18 protein-coding genes are annotated in these 18,893 nt (G+C 63.3%); 16 read left to right on the top strand and 2 right to left on the bottom strand.

Features of this window, described 5'->3' with window-relative positions; all coding sequences use genetic code 11:
• Positions 1–86: 86 nt before the first annotated feature.
• Positions 87–1,679, top strand: a complete 1,593-nt coding sequence (locus tag AC6H34_RS31955) for an acyl CoA:acetate/3-ketoacid CoA transferase (RefSeq protein WP_497541697.1) — start codon at positions 87–89, stop codon at positions 1,677–1,679.
• Positions 1,679–2,449: an enoyl-CoA hydratase/isomerase family protein gene (locus tag AC6H34_RS31950; RefSeq protein WP_497541696.1), complete on the top strand. Its 771-nt coding sequence runs from the start codon at positions 1,679–1,681 to the stop codon at positions 2,447–2,449. The genes AC6H34_RS31955 and AC6H34_RS31950 overlap by 1 nt, the downstream gene beginning before the upstream one ends.
• A gap of 31 nt (positions 2,450–2,480) precedes the next feature.
• Here AC6H34_RS31950 and AC6H34_RS31945 read toward each other — a convergent pair whose 3' ends face one another.
• A complete protein-coding gene (locus AC6H34_RS31945; RefSeq protein ID WP_497541695.1) occupies positions 2,481–2,954 on the bottom strand; it encodes a MaoC family dehydratase in 474 nt (157 codons plus the stop codon).
• Complete coding sequence (locus AC6H34_RS31940) at positions 2,951–3,967, bottom strand: aldo/keto reductase (protein ID WP_497541694.1); 1,017 nt, start codon at positions 3,965–3,967, stop codon at positions 2,951–2,953. Before AC6H34_RS31940 ends, AC6H34_RS31945 begins: the two co-directional genes overlap by 4 nt.
• Before the next feature lie 157 nt (positions 3,968–4,124).
• Here AC6H34_RS31940 and AC6H34_RS31935 point away from each other — a divergent pair, with 157 nt between their 5' ends.
• The 14 genes from AC6H34_RS31935 (at position 4,125) to AC6H34_RS31870 (ending at position 18,882) form a co-directional block, all read left to right on the top strand.
• Positions 4,125–5,270: an acyl-CoA dehydrogenase family protein gene (locus tag AC6H34_RS31935; protein ID WP_497541693.1), complete on the top strand. Its 1,146-nt coding sequence runs from the start codon at positions 4,125–4,127 to the stop codon at positions 5,268–5,270.
• Entirely contained in the window at positions 5,267–6,049 is a 783-nt protein-coding gene (locus AC6H34_RS31930) for a 3-ketoacyl-ACP reductase (protein WP_497541692.1), read from the top strand. The genes AC6H34_RS31935 and AC6H34_RS31930 overlap by 4 nt, the downstream gene beginning before the upstream one ends.
• Before the next feature lie 10 nt (positions 6,050–6,059).
• Positions 6,060–7,205 carry a dihydrodipicolinate synthase family protein gene (locus AC6H34_RS31925; protein WP_497541691.1) on the top strand — a complete coding sequence of 382 codons (1,146 nt, stop codon included), beginning with the start codon at positions 6,060–6,062 and terminating at the stop codon, positions 7,203–7,205.
• Between the two features lie 9 nt (positions 7,206–7,214).
• Positions 7,215–8,075, top strand: a complete 861-nt coding sequence (locus AC6H34_RS31920; RefSeq protein ID WP_497541690.1) for a sugar phosphate isomerase/epimerase family protein — start codon at positions 7,215–7,217, stop codon at positions 8,073–8,075.
• A gap of 18 nt (positions 8,076–8,093) precedes the next feature.
• On the top strand, positions 8,094–8,843 hold the full coding sequence (locus tag AC6H34_RS31915) for an electron transfer flavoprotein subunit beta/FixA family protein (protein ID WP_497541689.1): 750 nt from the start codon (positions 8,094–8,096) through the stop codon (positions 8,841–8,843).
• Positions 8,844–8,964: 121 nt separating this feature from the next.
• Positions 8,965–9,894, top strand: coding sequence for an electron transfer flavoprotein subunit alpha/FixB family protein (locus tag AC6H34_RS31910; protein WP_497541688.1), 930 nt, complete (start codon positions 8,965–8,967; stop codon positions 9,892–9,894).
• Positions 9,895–9,944: 50 nt separating this feature from the next.
• Positions 9,945–10,997 carry a LacI family DNA-binding transcriptional regulator gene (locus AC6H34_RS31905; protein ID WP_497541687.1) on the top strand — a complete coding sequence of 351 codons (1,053 nt, stop codon included), beginning with the start codon at positions 9,945–9,947 and terminating at the stop codon, positions 10,995–10,997.
• A 115-nt stretch (positions 10,998–11,112) separates the two neighbouring features.
• Positions 11,113–12,768, top strand: coding sequence for a GMC family oxidoreductase (locus tag AC6H34_RS31900; protein ID WP_497541686.1), 1,656 nt, complete (start codon positions 11,113–11,115; stop codon positions 12,766–12,768).
• A gap of 114 nt (positions 12,769–12,882) precedes the next feature.
• A complete protein-coding gene (locus tag AC6H34_RS31895; protein WP_497541685.1) occupies positions 12,883–13,395 on the top strand; it encodes a VOC family protein in 513 nt (170 codons plus the stop codon).
• A 115-nt stretch (positions 13,396–13,510) separates the two neighbouring features.
• Positions 13,511–14,923 (top strand): extracellular solute-binding protein, encoded by a 1,413-nt coding sequence (locus AC6H34_RS31890; RefSeq protein ID WP_497541684.1) that lies wholly within the window; start codon positions 13,511–13,513, stop codon positions 14,921–14,923.
• A gap of 80 nt (positions 14,924–15,003) precedes the next feature.
• Entirely contained in the window at positions 15,004–15,897 is an 894-nt protein-coding gene (locus tag AC6H34_RS31885) for a carbohydrate ABC transporter permease (RefSeq protein WP_497541683.1), read from the top strand.
• Positions 15,898–15,914: 17 nt separating this feature from the next.
• The gene (locus AC6H34_RS31880) at positions 15,915–16,739 is read left to right on the top strand and encodes a carbohydrate ABC transporter permease (RefSeq protein WP_497541682.1); all 825 of its coding nucleotides are present in this window, start codon (positions 15,915–15,917) and stop codon (positions 16,737–16,739) included.
• A 30-nt stretch (positions 16,740–16,769) separates the two neighbouring features.
• Positions 16,770–17,855, top strand: coding sequence for an ABC transporter ATP-binding protein (locus tag AC6H34_RS31875; protein WP_497541681.1), 1,086 nt, complete (start codon positions 16,770–16,772; stop codon positions 17,853–17,855).
• Between the two features lie 31 nt (positions 17,856–17,886).
• A complete protein-coding gene (locus AC6H34_RS31870) occupies positions 17,887–18,882 on the top strand; it encodes a zinc-binding dehydrogenase (protein ID WP_497541680.1) in 996 nt (331 codons plus the stop codon).
• Positions 18,883–18,893 lie beyond the last annotated feature (11 nt).

Here is an 18,893-nt window from a genome sequence, read left to right as displayed (position 1 = left end):
CATGCAGCCGACAAAAGGGGTTGAAGGCGCTTCCGACATAAGGTACTAACCATATAGTTACTTATAAGAATGCTCGCGAGGAGACGATGTCCAAGATCAGGAGCGCGCTCGAGGCGGTTCAGCGTATCGGCGACAAGGCGGTCGTTGCCGTCAATTCCTCCAGCGGGCTTTGCTGCCCCGACCTGGTCCTGCAGGCGCTGGGTGAGCGGTTCCGTGAAGAGGGCCATCCTCGCCAGCTCACCATGATTCACCCCATTGCCGCCGGCGACATGTTCGGAACCAAGGGAGTCGACCATCTGGCGCAGGATGGTCTCATCGACACCATCATCGGCGGATCCTATCCGTCGGGACCATCATCGGCCGAGCCGCCGCTGATCTGGAAGATGCTCGGAGAGAACAAGATCAGCGCCTACAACGTGCCCAGCGGCATCCTGTTCGACATACTCAGGGAAGCGGCGGGCAAACGTCCGGGCGTTCTCACCAAGGTCGGCCTCGATACTTTCGTCGATCCCGCGCTCGACGGCTGCGCCATGAATGATCGCGCTCGCTCGCGGCCGATCGTGCGCAAGGTTCAGTTCGATGGCGACGAATGGCTGTATTTCCCTTCGATCGCGCCGGATGTCGCCATCATCCGAGCTTCGACGTCGGATGAGCGCGGCAACCTGACATTCGAGCATGAGGGAGCCTATCTCGGTGCCATGGAACTGGCGTTGGCCGCGCACAACTCGGGTGGCATCGTCATTGCTCAAGTGAAGCGGGTCGCCCAGTCGGGCACGCTTCGTCCTCATGATGTGCGGGTGCCCGGTATCCTCGTCGATATGATCGTCGAAGCCCCGGACCAGCTCCAGACGACGGCGACGGCCTATGACCCGGCCATATCGGGCGAGCTGTTCCGCCCCCTCGACACCTTCACGACGCCCGCCTTCGACGCTGCCAAGGTGATGGCCCGTCGCGTGGCCATGGAGCTCGAGAGCGGCTGGGCCGTGAATATCGGTTTCGGCATTTCGGCAAATGTGCCGCGCATTCTTTTGGAAGAAGGCCGGCATGGCGAGGTCACCTGGGTGATCGAGCAGGGCGCCGTCGGCGGCATCCCATTGCTCGACTTCAAGTTCGGCTGTTCCTCGAACGCCGAGGCGTTCGTGGCTTCCCCACATCAGTTCGCCTATTTCCAGGCGGGTGGCTTCGATGCATCCCTGCTGTCATTCCTCCAGATCGGCGAGGATGGGTCCGTCAACGTCTCCAAGCTGGCGGTACGGCCGCATGTGACGGCTGGTGCCGGAGGTTTCGTCGACATCACGGCCCGCGCCAGGAAGATCGTGTTCTCGGGCTACTTCAACGCCGGCGCGAAGCTGTCGGTGATCGATGGCAAGCTGAGGATCGACAAGGAAGGCAAGGTCACCAAGCTCGTGCCGCAAGTCGATCAGGTCTCGTTCTCGGGCAAGCGCGCCACGCTGCAGAACCAGGACGTGACCTACGTCACCGAGCGCTGCGTGATGAAGCTGATCGAGGGCCGGATCACCGTCACGGAGATCGCACCGGGCGTCGACCTCAAGCGCGACATCCTTGACCAGGCCGCGTTTGCGCTCGCCGTCGCCGAGCCCGTTGCGCTGATGCAGGCCGATCTGTTCGAACCTGACCGTCGCAGCCGGCAGGCGGTCACGAGAGAGGCGGCCGAGTAATGAGCGAGGATGGCCTGCGACTGCAGATCGAGGGACCGGTCGCCAGCATCGTCATCGAGCGCGAGGGCAAGCTCAACGCCTTCGATGGCGCAATGGTGGCGGAGCTGCAACGCTTGTGCGGCCTCATCGAGCGTGACGCGACCATCCGAGTCGCCATCCTGACGGGAGCGGGTTCGAAAGCGTTCTCGGCAGGGGGTGATATCGAGGCATGGAGCCGGGAAGCGCCCGAGGATTTTGGCCGGTTCTGGGTTCGCGAGGGACACGCCGCCTTTGATGCACTGGCCCGCTTGCGCCAGCCCTCGATCGCAGTGCTGAACGGCCACGCGCTGGGCGGCGGCCTGGAACTCGCCGCTTGCGCGGATTATCGCATTGCGGAGGCCCATTCCAAGATCGGACAGCCGGAAGCAGGCCTGGGCATCATTCCCGGATGGTCGGGCACGCAGCGTGCGACGCGCCGCTTCGGCGCCCAGGCCGTGCGGCGCATGGCGATCTTCGGCGAGATCCTGACCGCAAAGGACGCGCGCGAACTCGGCATCGTCGACGAAGTGGTCGAGACCGGCCAGGGGCTTCGGCGGGCGATGGAGCTTGCGCAGAAGGTATGCGCGCGCCCCCCCTTGGCGACCGAACTGACGAAGATGCTGGTAAATGCCGCCGAGGCGGAGGAAGCGGAGCGGGTCTTAGACTGCATGGCCGGGATTGCCGCCGCGCAATCGAAGGAACTGCAGATCGGCCTGGCCGCGTTCCGCGAAAGGCGGCCGCCGAAGTTCTGACCGGCAGGTCTGCCAGCGTCCACGCCTCGTCTCAGCGATAGACCATCAGCTGGTTCTCTCCGGACTGGACGACCTCGCCGGTCTGCTTGCGCACACAAAAGGCGAGCGTGAGAATGCCTCGGTCCGGCCGGGAGGTCGTTCGCTTGTCCTTTACGCCGATGCGGGCGACGATCGTGTCGCCCGCGAGGACCGGGCGCTCGAATCGAAAGTTCCAGCCCAGCGAGGCGATGGCCAGGAACCGGGCCTGGGCCTGGTTCTTCAGGCCGTCCACGAGCGAGAGTATCAGCAGGCCGTGGGCGACGCGCGAGGGAAATCCGTGAAGGTGAGCCGCATCGTCGTCCATATGGATCTCGAACCGATCGCCCGTCAGTTCCGCGAAAGCATCTATCAATTCGGTACCGACATGCCTTGCCGGGGTGTCGAACCAGTCGCCGATGGATACGTCCCCATAGCGTAGTCCGGTCGCCGCCAGGCGGCGACCGGTGTCTGATATGATCTCGTTCATGCCGGCACCGGCGCATCTTCGCGCAGCAGCTTCCTGCTCTTGAGCTCGGCCCAGAAATCGGTCGGAATGGGATGGCCAAACCATTCCAGATTCTGTTCGAGCTGTTCCACCGTACGCGTTCCGGCACAGAAGGCCGGGATGGCAGGGTGAGCGACGACGAATTGCAGGGCTGCGGCTGCAAGCGGCACCTTGTGATCACGGCATACCGCTTCGATCCTGGAGACCTTGTCCATGATTGCGGCCGGGGCGGGGGCGTAGTTGTATTTCGCGCCAGGCACCGCTCCGGTTGCCAGGATCCCTGAATTGAAACCGCCGCCGACCAGCACGGCTGCGCCCCGTTCCTCGCAAAGCGGCAGGAACCCATCGAGCGCGTCCTGTTCGAGAAGCGTGTAGCGGCCTGCCAGGAGGAAGCAGTCGAAGTCGCGCTGCTTGAGCGCCTCGTGGCAAACCTGCCATTCATTGACGCCGACGCCGATCGCCTTGACCGCACCTTCCGAGCGCAGGCGCTCCAGGGCGCGCCAGCATCCGTCCATGGCCTGCCTGAAGACTTCGGGCTGCTCGTCACCGCGCGTGAAACGGTCGATGTCATGAATGAACAGCATGTCGATCCGCTCGAGGGCGAGGCGCTGCAGGGAATCCTCGAATGCCCTCAGCGTGCCGTCGTAGCTGTAGTCGAACGCCATCGTGTTCGGGGCGGCGTTTGCCCAGGGCGAGAAGTCGATGTCGGAGCGCCTGGCCGGACGCAGGACGCGCCCCACCTTTGAGGCGACCACGAAGTCGTCGCGTTTCTTCCAGCGCAGCGAATGCCCCAGCCGCAGTTCCGCGAGCCCGTGGCCGTACATCGGGGCGGTATCGTAGAAGCGAATGCCGGCATTCCAGGCGTGCTGAACCATCTCGTCGGCAACGCTCTCGCTGATCTCGCGCTGGAAATTCCCGATCGGCGCCGTCCCGAAGGCAAAGGCGGTGACCTCGATGTCGCTGCGGCCGAATTTCCGCTTTTCCGATGGCTTCATAGTTTCCTCCGTTGGCATTGCTCTTTGGTTGCCTTACCGGCCCCCTCGATTCGCCCGGGTCGTCGCCCTGCCGATTTCGAAGGAACCATCAGGCTTGACCCGTTTGGTCCGGGTGCGTTATATCAGTAACTAGATAGTTACAAAAGGGGGGATGCGCGTGTATCCGAGCGAAACACAGATGCAGGTGCGCGACATGGCGCGCCAGTTCGCCGACGAGGTCGTGAGGCCGCTGGCGGAGGAGCTCGACCGCGAGGAACGTTTCCCAAACGAGATCTACGAGCAGATGGGAGAACTCGGGCTCTTCGGCATCGGCGTTCCCGAGGCCATGGGTGGTCCGGGGTTCGATACCCTGACCTATGCGCTCGTGATGGAAGAGCTTTCGAGGGGCTACGCGTCCGTTGCCGATCAGTGCGGCCTGGTGGAGCTCATCTGCACGCTGCTGGTCAGGCACGGCACGCCGGCCCAGCGTCAAGCCTGGCTCGCGCCGGTGATGCGCGGCACCAAGCGCGTGGCCTACTGCATAACCGAGCCCGAGGCCGGAACGGATGTCTCCGGCATCAGGACCATGGCGGAGCGCGACGGAGAGGGCTGGCGCCTCAACGGCGGAAAGATCTGGATCCACAATGCGCCGGTCGCCGACGTCGGTTTCGTGCTCGCCCGGACGGACAAGGATGCGGGCCACCGCGGGATGAGCATCTTCATCGTCGATCTCAACGCCAAGGGCGTCGAGCGCGGTCCCAAGGAGCACAAGATGGGGCAGCGCGCCAGCCAGGTCGGCGCGCTCAACTTTTCGGATGTCGCGCTTGGCCCGGATGCGCTGCTGGGAGAACTGGGCAAGGGCTTCCACATGATGATGAGCGTCCTCGACAAGGGGCGCGTCGGCATCGCGGCGCTCGCGGTCGGCATCGGCCAGGCCGGCCTGGAGGCGGCTGTCGACTATGCCCGCCAGCGCAAGCAGTTCGGCAAGGCGATCGCCGAATTCCAGGGTGTCCAATGGCTGATCGCCGACATGGCCAAGGATATCGAGGCCGCACGTCTTCTCGTGCACAGCGCGGCTACGAAGATCGATCGTGGGGACAATGCGACGAAGGCCTGTTCGATCGCCAAATGCTTCGCCGGCGACATGGCGGTCGCCCGCACGGCCGATGCCGTCCAGGTTTTCGGCGGTTCCGGCTATATCCGCGGCTTCGAGGTCGAACGACTCTATCGCGACGCCAAGATCACCCAGATCTATGAAGGCACGAACCAGATACAGCGCATGATCATCGCCCGCGAGTTGTTCAAGCATGGGGCGCTGGCATGAGCAGCTCGCGCCGACAGGCCGCCTTCATCACCGGTTCAAGTCGTGGAATCGGCCTGGCCGCCGCCATCGAACTGGCCAGGAACGGGTTTGCGGTCGCCTTGAACGGACCCGCCGACGACGCCGAGTTGCAGGCTGCCGAGGAACGCGTTCGCGCGCTCGATGTGCCCGTCACGCGCGTCGCCGGCGACATAGCCGATATCAGCGCGCATGAAGCGATGCTCGATCACGCGGAAACGGCTCTGGGGCCGCTGTCGACGCTCGTCAACAATGCGGGCGTATCGGTTCTGAACCGCGGCGATCCACTCGATGTCAGCGAGGCAAGTTACGACCGCTGCCAGGCGGTCAACGCCAAGGCGCAGTTCTTCATGTGTCAGAAGTGGGCGAGACGCGTCCTTGCACGAGACCGCAACGATGGCCGCTTCTATTCGATCGTGAACGTATCCTCGTCGAATGCTGATGCGGTCGCCGAGCCGCGGGCGGAGTACTGCGTCTCGAAAGCGGGCTCCGCGATGGTGAGCAAGGTGTTCGCCGTTCGCCTGGGGCGGGAGAACATCGCCGTCTACGATATCAGGCCGGGTCTGATCGAGACCGCGATGACGCAATCCGTGACCGGCATGTACCAGCGGCGCATCGATGAAGAGGGCCTGACCCTGATGCGGCGTTTGGGCCAGCCGGAAGACGTCGGCGCCGTGATGGCGACCCTCGCCACCGGCAAGCTCCCCTATACGACAGGCCAGGTGATTGCCGTGGATGCAGGCATGCTGGTGCCGAGATTTTGAGGAAAGCACGATGATCCGTCTTCCGGACGCCAATGGCGATTTCACCGACTATCAGCTCAGCGGCAAGGCGATCCCGGCCGCACGCCTGTCCACCGGCGCGGCACGCGTCGTGTTTTCGGCAGCTCACGTCGTCGCGGATCCTTTCACAGGGAACGATCCTTCCGGCCCGGCCACGGTCGATTGGAAGGCGACGATGGCGTTCCGGCATCATTTGAACGACCTCGGCCTCGGGATCGCCGAAGCCATGGACACCGCTCAGCGCGGCATGGGCTTGGACTGGCCCGGCGCCCTGGAGCTTATCCGACGCACCCGCGAGGAGCTTCCCGAAGCGCTGGTCTTCAACGGATGCGGCACCGACCAGCTCGAGCCGGGCCGGGCACGAGGTCTGGATGATGTGCGCCGCGCCTATTTCGAGCAGGTGGAGGCCATTCAGGCCCTGGGAGGGCGCCTCATCCTGATGGCGAGCCGGGCTCTTGCCGCTGTGGCACGGTCACCCGAAGACTATGTGCATGTCTATGGTGACGTCCTCGCCCGTTGCGACCGGCCGGTCATTCTCCACTGGCTCGGCGAGATGTTCGATCCGGCCCTGGGGGGATACTGGGGCAGCGACAGCTTCGAGACTGCGATGGACGTGGCATTGCGCGTCATCGAGGAGAATACGGCGAAGGTGGACGGCATCAAGATTTCGCTCCTCGACAAGGACAAGGAAATCCTCATGCGACGACGACTTCCCGCCGGTGTCAAAATGTACACGGGAGACGATTTCAACTATCCGGAATTGATTGCTGGCGATGAAGCCGGCTATTCGCACGCGCTCCTCGGCATTTTCGACCCCCTTGCACCGGCTGCCGCCTTCGCGATCCGGAAACTGGGTGAGGGGGACAGGCAAGCATTTCACGCGGCGCTGGATCCCACGGTTCCGCTTGCCCGCCTGATCTTCCGGGCCCCGACCCAGTTCTACAAGACGGGCGTCGTGTTCCTCGCCTGGCTCAATGGCTTCCAGGATCATTTCGTCATGCTGGGCGGAGCGCAGGCCATGCGGCCGCTTCCCTACTTCGTCGAGCTTTTCAAGCATGCCGACGCCTGTGGCTTGCTGCGCGCCCCGGAACTGGCAGCCGAGCGCATGCGCAAGCTGCTCGCCCTCTATGTCGCCTGAGACGCTGCGATGCGCGACTTCTCGACCGATCATTCGGCGCTGGCCCTGAACACCGCAACGCTCGGGCATAATCTGGACGGCCATGGAGCGGGCTGGCCCATCGAGCGCGTGGTGGATGCCTGCGCCGAGCGCGGCTTTGGCGGGATCGTGTTCTGGCGCCGGGAGATCGGCAACCGGGCCGTCGAGATCGGCAATCGCGTTCGTCAGTCGGGCCTCGCCGTCGCGGGCCTGTGTCGCAGTCCCTTCCTGGTCGGTCCGATGGCGCCCCGACCTCTCTCCTCCCTTCGGGACGACTTCAAGGCCTCGATCGACATGGCGGCCGGACTTGGGGCACCGGTCCTCACCATTGTCGTCGGCGGCGTCGAGCCCAATAGCCTCGGGGTGGCCGAGAGCCTGAAGCGTGTGGCCGAGCGCGTGGCGGAGGCTGCTCCCTATGCAGCGCAAAGGAGCGTTCACCTGGCACTCGAGCCCCTCAACCCTGTCTATGGCGGCAACCGCTCCTGTCTCGTGACGACCCGCGACGCCGTCGATCTGTGCGATGCGGTCGGCGAGGCGAATGTCGGCATCGCGGTCGACGTCTATCACGTCTGGTGGGACACCTCGCTGGCCCGGGAACTCCAGCGGGCCGGCAGGGAACGCATCCTTGGATATCATCTGTGCGACTGGCTCGCCGAGACGCAGGACGTCCTGCTAGACCGCGGCATGATGGGCGACGGCGTCGCCGACCTGCGGTCGCTGCGCGCTGCCGTGGAAGGCGCCGGCTATCAGGGCTTGTGCGAGGTCGAGGTCTTTTCGGCCGCGAATTGGTGGAAGCGCGATCCCGGCCAGGTGCTCGACACCTGCGTCGAACGCTTCCGTTCCATCTGTTGAAGCTTCCGGAGATTGGCAATGAAGCTCTTGGTTCCCGTCAAACGGGTCGTCGATGCAAACGTCAAGGTTCGCGTTGCATCGGACGGACAGTCGCTCGACCTAGCAAATGCGAAGATGGCCATGAACCCGTTCGACGAGATCGCCGTCGAAGAGGCCATTCGCCTCAAGGAGGCCGACAAGGCGAGCGAAGTCCTTGTCGTGTCGATCGGGCCGGCACAGGCGCAGGATACGCTTCGCGCGGCCCTGGCAATGGGCGCGGACCGTGCCATTCTGGTCAAGACGGATACGTCGCCCGAACCGCTCGGCGTTGCCAAGATCCTCAAGGCAGTGGCCGAGAGGGAGCGCCCCGGACTCATCCTGCTCGGCAAGCAATCGATCGACGACGATGCCAATCAGACCGGACAGATGCTGGCAGCCATCCTCGGCTGGGGGCAGGGCACCTTCGCCTCGAAGATCTCCCTCGACGATGACAGGGCGAGGATCACGCGTGAAGTGGATGGCGGCCTGCAGGTCCTCGATCTCTCGCTGCCCGCCATCGTGACGGTCGACCTGCGTCTCAACGAGCCTCGATATGCCTCTTTGCCAAACATCATGAAGGCGAAGAAAAAGCCGTTGGAGGAAACCGCGCCGGGTGACTTCGGGGTCGACGTCACGCCGAGGCTGCGTGTCCTGCGACTGGAGGAACCTCGCGCACGCAAGGCCGGCGTGAAGTTGAAGTCGGTCGCCGAACTGGTCGAGCGCCTGCGCAGCGAAGCCGGCATCCTCTAGAGCTTTTGTGCATTGACTGAACCGGCAGAACGCAAAGACGCGTCGAAAGACAAGGAGTTGGAGCAGAGCGGCGTTGCTACCTGAACGCGCTTTGCTGCAGGGAATTCCAAGGGAGACATCGATGGCAATCCTCCTGATCGCCGAACACGACAATCACAGCCTGTCGGACGAGACGGCAAAGGCCCTGACGGCAGCGACCCGCATCGGCGGTGACATCGACGTGCTGGTCGCCGGAAAAGACGCGGCGAGCGCCGCCGCGCAGGCCGCCTCGCTGCAAGGGATCCGTGGGGTTCTGCTGGCTGAGGCGGATGAACTGGCTGAACGGCTCGCCGAACCACTGGCGGCGCTGGTCGTGTCGATCGCGCATGGCTACGACACCATCGTCGCAGCCGCGACTTCGGCCGGCAAGAACGTGGCGCCGAGAATAGCTGGCCTTCTCGACGTCGCCCAGGTGTCGGAGATCGTCGAGGTCGTCGGACGCGATGTCTTCAAGCGCCCCATCTATGCCGGCAATGTCATACAGACGGTACAGACGACGGATGCCATTCGGGTTATAACCGTGCGTGCCGCGGCGTTTCTTCCCGCTCCATGCGGCGAGCCTGTCCCCGTCGAGACCCTTGCGCCGCCGTCGGATCCCGGTCTTTCCAGCTTTGTCGAAAACCGTCTGTCGCGGAACGACCGGCCGGAACTGACCTCCGCGAGGATCATCGTTTCGGGCGGCAGGGCATTGGGTTCGTCTGAGAAATTCCAGGAGGTCATCCTGCCGGTGGCCGACAAGCTCGGTGCCGCGGTAGGAGCATCGCGCGCGGCGGTCGATGCAGGCTATGCGCCCAATGATTGGCAGGTCGGGCAGACGGGCAAGATCGTGGCACCCGATCTCTACATCGCCTGCGGCATCTCGGGCGCGATCCAGCACCTGGCGGGCATGAAGGATTCAAAGGTGATCGTGGCGATCAACAAGGATGACGAAGCGCCCATCTTCGAGGTCGCCGACTACGGCCTCGTCGGGGATCTGTTCACGATCCTGCCGGAACTCCAAAGAGAGCTTTGATCGGAGGCTCCCGCTAGGCTAGGCTGCCGCCCGTTCAAAAGCATCGCAGTGTGCGTCAGGGAAATTGGGCGGAAGTGGTCAGGCGTCCCAAAGGGCCGAGCATCAAGGACATAGCTCAGGCGGTCGGGCTCTCAACGGCGGCAGTGTCTTACGCCCTCAGCGGCAACGGACGGGTCTCGACGCAGACCCAGGAAAATGTCCGGCGCGTCGCCGATGCCATGGGCTTCATCCGGAACGATACCGCCGCCCGTCTGCGCACGGGCAAGTCGAACCTGCTCGGCGTCATCGTCCACGACATCTCCAACCCGTTCTTTGCCGAATTGCTGAGCGACTTCGAGGCGTTCTGCTACGAAGCAGGCTACCTGACCATCGTCGCCAACACCAAGGACGATCTGGTGCGCCAGGCAACGCTGATCGACGCCCTGGTCGCGCAGAATGTCGCCGGCCTGTTGATCAGCCCGGGTCACACCACGTCGTCTGCCATGATGGCCGGCCTGCGGCAGCGAGCGAAACCCTACGTGATCTGCGTACGGGACATCGACGATTCCTCGGCCGATTTCGTCGGTGCCGACGATCAGTCCGCCGGCTATCTTGCCGCCCGGCACCTCATCGCCACCGGCATCGCCGAGTTCGGCTATGTCGGCGGCCACGAGGGCAGCAAGACATGGACCGACCGGCTCCAGGGGATACGCAGAGCCCTGGCCGAGGCCGGCAGGAGCATCGGCCCGGCGCACATCGTGCCGACCGCGCCGACCAGCGAGGGCGGCGAGACCGCCATGAAGCGGCTGCTGGAGACGAGCCCGGACTGCCGCGCCGCCATCTGCTTCAACGACTATGTCGCATTCGGGGCCTATGCCGCCCTCCATAAGGGAGGCCGGCTCGTCGGCATCGACTACTCGATCGTCGGCCTCGACAATCTGCCCCAGTCCGCATCCTTGTTGCCAGCACTGACGACCGTTGACCTGTTTCCCCGCAGGATCGGCAGACATGCGGCGGCGACGCTGCTGGGCAAGGTGAGGGGCACGGGCCCCGAGCCTCGCCGCTACATGGTGGAGCCCATGCTCGTCGCGCGGCACTCGGTGGCAGGGGCTTCCCCACGCTAGCAGCTTTGTCGTTGACTACACCGGCGAAAGAGAGCTAACTGCGTGCCATAAATAACTATACAGTTACTTATATATCGGCTGCCGCCGCCGCGAGGAGCCGGGGAGGAATGTGCCGATGTCTTCTCGGTTCGATTACATCATCGTCGGCGCCGGTCCGGCCGGCTGCGTGCTTGCCTCGCGCTTGAGCGAGGACCCGGATGTCAAGGTCCTGCTTCTCGAAGCCGGAGGCAGGGACAAGAGCTTCCTGTTCCATTGGCCCGCTGGCTTTGCCCGGATGACGAAGGGCATTGCGTCGTGGGGATGGTCCACGGTGCCCCAGCGCCACATGCAGGGGCGGGTCCTCTGGTACACGCAAGCCAAGGTGCTGGGCGGAGGATCGACGATCAACGCGCAGATCTACACGCGCGGCAATGCCCGCGACTATGATGCCTGGCGCGACGAAGCCGGCTGCGAGGGCTGGGGCTACCGCGATCTCCTGCCTTATTTCAAGCGGGCAGAGGGCAATCAACGGTTCGCGGACGAGTTTCATGGCGTCGACGGGCCGCTCGGTGTTGCCATGCCCCGCGGGGCTCTCCCGATCTGCGACGCCTTCATCCGGGCCGCGCAGCAGGCCGGCATTCCCTACAATGACGATTTCAACGGACGTCATCAGCGGGGAATCGGATACTACCAGCTCACCCAGCGCGACGCCCGCCGCTCGTCCGCAGCCGTGGCCTTCCTGCGGCCCGCCATGGCGCGGCCAAATCTGACCGTCATGAGCAATGCCGAGGTCAGGCGGATCGTGGTGGAGCGGGGACGGGCAACCGGCATCGAGGTCAGGGAGGGCACGGCCCTCAGGCACATTGCATGCGAGAGGGAGGTTCTCGTGTCGTCGGGCGCGATCGGCTCGCCCCGCCTTCTCCTGCTGTCGGGCATCGGTCCGGCACGCCATCTCGGCGCGGTCGGCGTAAAGGTCGTTCACGACCTGCCCGGGGTCGGCGAGAACCTCCAGGACCATGTCGACATCTGCGTGCTGTGCGAGTGCAGCGGCGATCATTCCTATGATCGAGTGCAACGCCCCCATCGTCTGGTCGCTGCGGGGCTGCAGTACATGCTCTTAAAGACCGGCCCCGTTGTGTCCTCGCTCTTTGAGACGGGCGGGTTCTGGTACGCCGATCCGGCCGCGCGCTCGCCGGATATCCAGTTCCATTTCGGGCAGGGTTCGGGGATCGAGACGGGAATCGCCAAGCTGCACAACCCCGGTGTCACGCTGAATACCGCCTTCATGAGGCCCCGCTCGCGCGGCAGCGTCCGCCTCAGGAGCGCCGATCCCGCCGATGCCCCGCTCATCGATCCCAACTACTGGGCCGATCCCTACGATCTGGAGATCTCCCTGCGCGGTCTCGAACTCGGTCGCCAGATCATGTCGCAGCCCGCCCTGGCGCCATTCATCAAGCGCGAGGTCCTGCCGGGAGCCGACATCGGCAAGGACCCCGCCAAGGCCTTCGACTATGCCTGCCGCATGGCGAAGACGGACCATCACCCGGTTGGGACCTGCAAGATGGGACACGATGCGATGTCGGTGGTGGACGTGGATCTGAAGGTCCACGGCATCGACGGCCTCCGGGTCTGCGATTCGTCGATCATGCCCCTGATCAACTCCTCCAATACCAATGCTCCCACCATCATGATCGGCGAGAAGGGAGCCGACCTGGTGAGAGGCAAGCCGCCTCTGCCCGCCACCATATTCTCGTGGGAGCGCAACGAACCGCAGCCGTTCCCGGAGGCCTAGAGTCCGGCGGGACGTTGACAATCGCGCTCCAAAATGAAATAACTAATTAGTTACTACTGAAGCCTGCGAATAATTGCTTAAACGGATAAGCAGGCGCCGAAGGAGGGATAGGTCGTGATCCACGTTCAGGGCATTCAGCATATCGGCGTCACCGTGCCGGATATGAAACAGGCCGTAGACTTCTTTCAAAAGGTCTTCGGTGCCGTCACCGCAATGGAATGTGGCGGGGTCGACGTCGACGATGAATTCATGGTCCGTCGGCTGGGCGTTCCTGCGGGAACCCGCATAAGGGACCAGCGTGTCATCGTGTGTGGGAACGGGGGCAACCTCGAGCTCTTCGAATATTCGGGCGAGCCCGAGCAAACGCCGATGAAGCGCAACAGCGAGGTCGGCGGATTCCACCTCGCCTTCCAGGTCGACGATGTGAGTGCGGCAACCGAAAGACTGCGTGATGCCGGAGTCGAGTTGCTCGAGGGGCCGACCCGTATCCAGTCGGGACCGTTGGAGGGGCTCAACTGGATCTATCTGAGGGCGCCCTGGGGTCTGTCTCTCGAACTGGTCAGCTGGGACGGAGCATTGGGCTACGAGCGCGCCGGCGGCCCGAAGATGTGGTCGGTCAATAGCTGAAAGTCTTGGAAGGGAAGGCAGCCTTTCCCCCGTCTTCGCTGAAACAATCAGCTCGGCGGCCGCTTGCTTAATCGAATAAGCGTTCACTGCCTGACATATTGGGAGGGAATTTCGAATGTTGCACGTCAAGAAGGCTGCATGGGCGGCCTGCATGGTGACGATGCTGGCCGGAACGGCCTGGGCGCAGGACAAGCCCTATGCCGGCGTCGAGCTGAAGATGCTCGGTATCGGCGATACGTCGGTTACCCGCGTCGCCCCGCTCGTTGGAGAGTTCGAGGCGCAGACCGGTATCAAGGTCCATATCGACCAGCTTCCCTATCCGGGCCTCATCGACAAGATCATCGTCGAGGCAAGCTCCGACAATCCCACCTATCAGCTGCTGTGGGTGGACAGCCCCTGGGTCGGCATGCTCGGCGAGGCGGGGGCCTTGGAGGACCTCACCTCACGCGCCAAGCGAGACGCAAACGAGATCGGCCTCAACGATATCATCCCCGTCCAGCTGCAAGAGTTGAGCTGGCAAGGAAAGCTGCTTGGCTTCCCGGCCTCGGGCATGACGTGGCTCCAGCAATATCGGGAAGATCTGATCGACAATCCCGAGGAAAAGGCCAATTTCAAGAAGAAGTACGGCTATGATCTGGCTCCGGCCAATACGTGGCAGCAATATCGCGACATCGCCGAATTCTTCACGCGCAAGAAGGGGGCCACCGCCGGCGGCAAGCCTCTCGACCACGACCTCTATGGCACGAGCCAGTCCTACAGCCGCGTGCAAGGGGCGATCACCCACGACTACTTCCCCTTCATGCGTTCCTTCGGCGGCGACTATTGGGATCCGAAGACCGGCCTGTGCGCCATGACGGGCGAGGCCCACGTCAAGGCCGCCGAATACATGAAATCGCTCGTCCCGTTCAATCCGCCGGACTATCTGGGGCTGATGTGGGACATCCAGTCCGGCTTCATGGAGCGCGGCGAAGCGGCCGAGGCTTCGTACTGGAGCGTCCGTTCGGTGCGGCTGACCAATCCCGACGAGGCGGTGGTCGCCAAGGACGGCAAGGTCGGCTTCGCGGCGAACCCCGTCTCCGATGCAGGGCCGCAGCCCACCTATACGGGCACGCTCGGCTTTGCCGTCAACGCCAAGTCGTCCGAGAAGGAGAAGGACGCCGCTTGGGAATTCATCAAATGGGCGACGAGCGAAAAGCTCATGCGGCGGTTTGCCGAGGAAGGCAAGGGCGTCAGCCAGTTCCGCAAGTCCATCCTCGGGGATCCGCAGCTCCAGGCCAAGTATCCCTATTACAAGGTGCTGCTCGACAGCCAGGTCGATGCACGCCGCCGCATCTTCCATCCGTTCTATCAAACGGTCGAAGAGAATTTCGGCGTCGAACTGAGCAAGTACATGGCCGGTGAGACCCCGACGGCACTGGAAGCGCTGACCAAGGCATGCACGGCGGTGAACACGCAGCTCGCGATGTTCCCCCTCGAGCAGCGCCTGCGCTGGATCCAGGACGTCCCGGTCGAAGTCCTGGCGAAATAGGTCGAACCAGGACCCTTGAACCTGGATCGCTCCGGCCTGCGGGCCGGAGCGGTTCGCCGATGTCGCCGGGGAGAGACACTGTGAGTCAGATAGCCAATCGCAACAGAACCATCGCGCGCATCTTCCTGCTGCCGGCGATCGTAATCCTGTTCGCAACCACGATCTTCCCGATGCTGTATGCACTGTGGCTCAGCTTCCGGAACTATGATCTGGCCAAGCCCTTCATTCCCCGGATTTTCGTGGGGCTGTCGAACTATGCCGAAGTCCTGAGCTCCTCGGCCTTCCTCCATGCCCTGATCACCACCTTCAAGCTGATGGCCATGACGCTATCGGTGCAACTGGTCCTGGGCGTGGCCATGGCGATCCTGGTCACCCAGAAACTGCCGGCCATGGGTATCGTCCGGACCCTGCTTCTCATTCCCATGATGATATCGCCGGTGATCGTGGGACTGGTCTGGCTGTTCCTCTATTTCCCGGAACTCGGCTATCTCAGCTACTTCATCGGCCTCGTCGGATTCTCGCCCGTCGGCTGGATCACCACCACGAGCTGGGCGCTTACGGCAATCGCCATCGCCGATATCTGGCAATGGACTCCCTTCTTCATGATGGGAACGGCGGCCGCGCTGCAGAGCCTGCCTCCGGAACCGTATGAGGCGGCTCGCATCGACGGCAATTCCCGCTGGGATGTCTTTCGCTTCGTGACGCTGCCCCAGTTGAGGCCGGTGCTGGCGAGCCTGCTGTTCCTGCGCGCGATCGATGCCTTCAAGATCTACGACATCATCTATGTGCTGACCAAGGGCGGGCCGGCCGACGCGACGGAAGTCATGTCGCTCTACATCTACCGGCAGAGCTTCACGTTCTGGCGCATGGGCGTGGGAGCCGCTGCATCCTTCGTCTCACTGATCATCATCTCGCTGCTGATCACCTACTTCTTCAGATCGATGCAACGGCGGCAAGCCGTGCAGGCGCGATAAGCGGGAGGACGCCGGCCATGACCCCGACGACACGCGAAAAAACGCTGATCTACCTGCTCATCGGCATCGTGCTGATCATCTTCATGATCCCGATCTATCTCATTCTGGCTTCGTCGTTGAAGCAGCCTGTGGACATGTTCTCGCAGCCGCCCAAGTTCATCTTCACGCCGACTCTGCAGAACTACTACGACCTGTTCACGATGCGGCCGTTCCATCTGCAGATCCTCAACAGCCTCATCGTGGCGCTCGGATCCACGGCCTTCAGCCTCGTCGTAGGCTCGCTCGCCGCCTATGCGATCTCGCGCATCAAGAACAAATGGATCAACGACGTCGCCTTCTGGATCCTGTCGATGCGGATGTTCCCGCCGATCACCGTCGTCGTACCCTACTACATCATCTTCAAGACGATCGGATTGCTCGATAATCCCCTGGCGCTGATCATCGTCTACTCGACCTTCAATATCCCGCTCACGGTCTGGCTGATGAAGGGCTTCTTCGACGAGGTGCCCGAGGCACTCGAAGAAGCAGCCCAGGTCGACGGCCACGGCGTGCTCACTACCTTTCTCAGGGTGACGCTCCCCCTGACGGCCCCGGGGCTGGCCGTTTCGGCCGTGTTCTGCTTCATCTTCTCGTGGAACGAGTTTCTGTTCGCGCTGATGCTGACCGGATCCAGGGCCCAGACGGTCACCGTCGCGGTCATGTCCTTCTGGTCGAGCGACGCGGTCCAGTGGGGCCGCATCATGGCCGGCTCGTTCATCGTGCTCATCCCGGGAATGATCTTCGTCCTCACGTGCCAGCGCTGGCTCGTGAAGGGATTAACCATGGGTTCCGTCAAGGGCTGATCGGACCTACGCAGTTGGGAGTCTAAAAGCATGTCATCCGTAACACTGCGCGGTGTCATCAAGCGCTATGGTCAGCTGGAGGTCGTGCATAAAATCGACCTGGCGATCGAGGAGGGGGAGTTCGTCGTCCTCCTCGGGCCGTCGGGCTGCGGCAAGACCACCACGCTTCGGATGGTCGCCGGCCTCGAGGAGATTTCGGAGGGCGAGATCGAGATCGCGGGCAAGGTGGTGAACAGCGTCGCCCCCAAGGACCGCCAGATCGCGATGGTCTTCCAGAACTACGCCCTCTATCCCCATATGACCGTCCGCCAAAACATGGAGTTCGCCCTGAAGCCGCAGAAACTCTCGGCCGGGGACGTCGCCGCCCGTATTGCGGAGGCCGTGCGGATCCTCGGCCTCGAGGCCTTGCTCGATCGCAGGCCTTCCCAGCTTTCGGGCGGTCAGCGCCAGCGTGTCGCCATGGGGCGTGCGATGGTGCGCACGCCCAAAGTCTTTCTCTTCGACGAGCCTCTGTCCAATCTGGACGCCAAGCTGCGTACGCAGGTCCGCCTCGAGATCGCCAAGCTGCACAAGCGCCTGGGAACGACCGTGCTCTACGTCACCCACGACCAGGTCGAGGCGATGACCCTGGCCGACAAGATCGTGATCATGAAGGACGGATATATCGAGCAGGTCGGCTCTCCCGAGGAAGTCTTCGCCCATCCCCGCAATCTGTTCGTGGCGAGCTTCATCGGAAGTCCTGCGATGAATCTCATTCCCGCCGAGGTTCAGACGGGCAACGGCAGGCCGACGCTTTCGGCGGGGCCGTTGGGCTTCGAGGTGCCTGCCTCGATTGCCGGCCGGCTCAAGGCGGGCCGGAAGGCCGTCATCGGCATACGTCCCAGCGAAGTCCAGGTCGTCCCAGATGGAATGCCAGGTTACGACGCCGCGATCGAGGTTACCGAATATCTGGGCTCCGAGGCGCTTTTGAATCTGCGGATCGGCGAACAGGAACTCTGCGCGCAGATACCAGCCTCGAACCGCCCTTCACCCGATCGGCAGAACATCCGCATAAACTTCGACCCCAATCGCCTCCACGTCTTCGATGTCGAGAGCGGCGAAGCCATCCGGGCCTGATCGGCCTCATCCAGAGAATTTGAGGACCGCCATGGGCCGCGAGATCGTATTCACAGGCAAGCAGCAATTCGAACTCCTCGACTATGAGGAAGCAGAACTTGGCCCGAGCGAGGTTCGTGGCCGGACCCTGGTGACCCTCATCAGCCCCGGCACCGAACTTGCCTGGGCCAACGGCGACAGCTTTCCGATCCGCCCTGGCTATGCCGCGATATTCGAGGCCGAGGAAATCGGCGCGGATGTAGCGGATATACGGCCGGGCGATCGCCTGCTGTGCATGGGCGGGCATCGTTCCACCCAGCAGTTCGATCGACGCTACACGCTCAAGATCCCGGATGGGATGCCAGCCGAACTTGCCGTCGTCGCGCGACTGATGGGCGTGTCGATGACCACGCTGATGACGACGGCCGCGCGGCCCGGTGAAAAGGTCATCGTCTGCGGCGCCGGCCCGGTGGGCTACCTGGCCGCGCATCAATGCCGGATTGCGGGCTACGACGTGACCATCGTCGAGCCGGATCCCGCGCGTCGTGAGAAGACCCTCGCCTCAGGTATCGCCAGCGCGCTGCCTGCCATTCCGCTCGAAGATGCCGAGTACCGGGGGAGGGTCGCCCTTGTGATCGATTGCTCGGGCCATGAGAAGGCCGTGCTCGACGGCTGCAGGATCGTGCGCAAGCGCGGCGAGGTCGTGCTGGTTGGCGTACCCTGGAAGGCCCACACGGATATCCTGGCGCATGAAATCCTGCACGAGGTCTTCTTCAACTATGTGGTGCTGCGCAGCGGCTGGGAATGGGAAGTTCCGATCCTCTCGAGGGGGTTTGTCTGGGAGGAGCTTTACGAGGGCTACAACAACGCGCCGCACAGCACTTTCTCGGGTCTGGCGACCGCGCTCAGATGGCTGGCGGAAAACCGCATTCCAACCGCAGGAATGTTCAGCACGATGAACCCGCGGGATCCCGCGCGGTCCTATGGTAGATTACTCCGCAGGGAAATCGACGAGCCCTTCGTCATCCTCGACTGGGCTGCGTCCTGAACTCAATCAAG

Source organism: Labrys sp. ALF-8 (assembly GCF_059699065.1).
This window is presented reverse-complemented; position numbering and strand designations above follow the sequence as displayed.

What these genes read in the sequence shown, in the direction of transcription:
- AC6H34_RS31955 (WP_497541697.1), top strand. Translation starts at nt 87, where the DNA reads ATGTCCAAGATCAGGAGCGCGCTCGAGGCGGTTCAGCGTATCGGCGAC.
- AC6H34_RS31900 (WP_497541686.1), top strand. Translation starts at nt 11,113, where the DNA reads ATGTCTTCTCGGTTCGATTACATCATCGTCGGCGCCGGTCCGGCCGGC.
- AC6H34_RS31915 (WP_497541689.1), top strand. Translation starts at nt 8,094, where the DNA reads ATGAAGCTCTTGGTTCCCGTCAAACGGGTCGTCGATGCAAACGTCAAG.
- AC6H34_RS31940 (WP_497541694.1), bottom strand. Translation starts at nt 3,967, where the DNA reads ATGAAGCCATCGGAAAAGCGGAAATTCGGCCGCAGCGACATCGAGGTC.
- AC6H34_RS31945 (WP_497541695.1), bottom strand. Translation starts at nt 2,954, where the DNA reads ATGAACGAGATCATATCAGACACCGGTCGCCGCCTGGCGGCGACCGGA.
- AC6H34_RS31950 (WP_497541696.1), top strand. Translation starts at nt 1,679, where the DNA reads ATGAGCGAGGATGGCCTGCGACTGCAGATCGAGGGACCGGTCGCCAGC.
- AC6H34_RS31910 (WP_497541688.1), top strand. Translation starts at nt 8,965, where the DNA reads ATGGCAATCCTCCTGATCGCCGAACACGACAATCACAGCCTGTCGGAC.
- AC6H34_RS31925 (WP_497541691.1), top strand. Translation starts at nt 6,060, where the DNA reads ATGATCCGTCTTCCGGACGCCAATGGCGATTTCACCGACTATCAGCTC.
- AC6H34_RS31880 (WP_497541682.1), top strand. Translation starts at nt 15,915, where the DNA reads ATGACCCCGACGACACGCGAAAAAACGCTGATCTACCTGCTCATCGGC.
- AC6H34_RS31890 (WP_497541684.1), top strand. Translation starts at nt 13,511, where the DNA reads ATGTTGCACGTCAAGAAGGCTGCATGGGCGGCCTGCATGGTGACGATG.
- AC6H34_RS31920 (WP_497541690.1), top strand. Translation starts at nt 7,215, where the DNA reads ATGCGCGACTTCTCGACCGATCATTCGGCGCTGGCCCTGAACACCGCA.
- AC6H34_RS31875 (WP_497541681.1), top strand. Translation starts at nt 16,770, where the DNA reads ATGTCATCCGTAACACTGCGCGGTGTCATCAAGCGCTATGGTCAGCTG.
- AC6H34_RS31870 (WP_497541680.1), top strand. Translation starts at nt 17,887, where the DNA reads ATGGGCCGCGAGATCGTATTCACAGGCAAGCAGCAATTCGAACTCCTC.
- AC6H34_RS31930 (WP_497541692.1), top strand. Translation starts at nt 5,267, where the DNA reads ATGAGCAGCTCGCGCCGACAGGCCGCCTTCATCACCGGTTCAAGTCGT.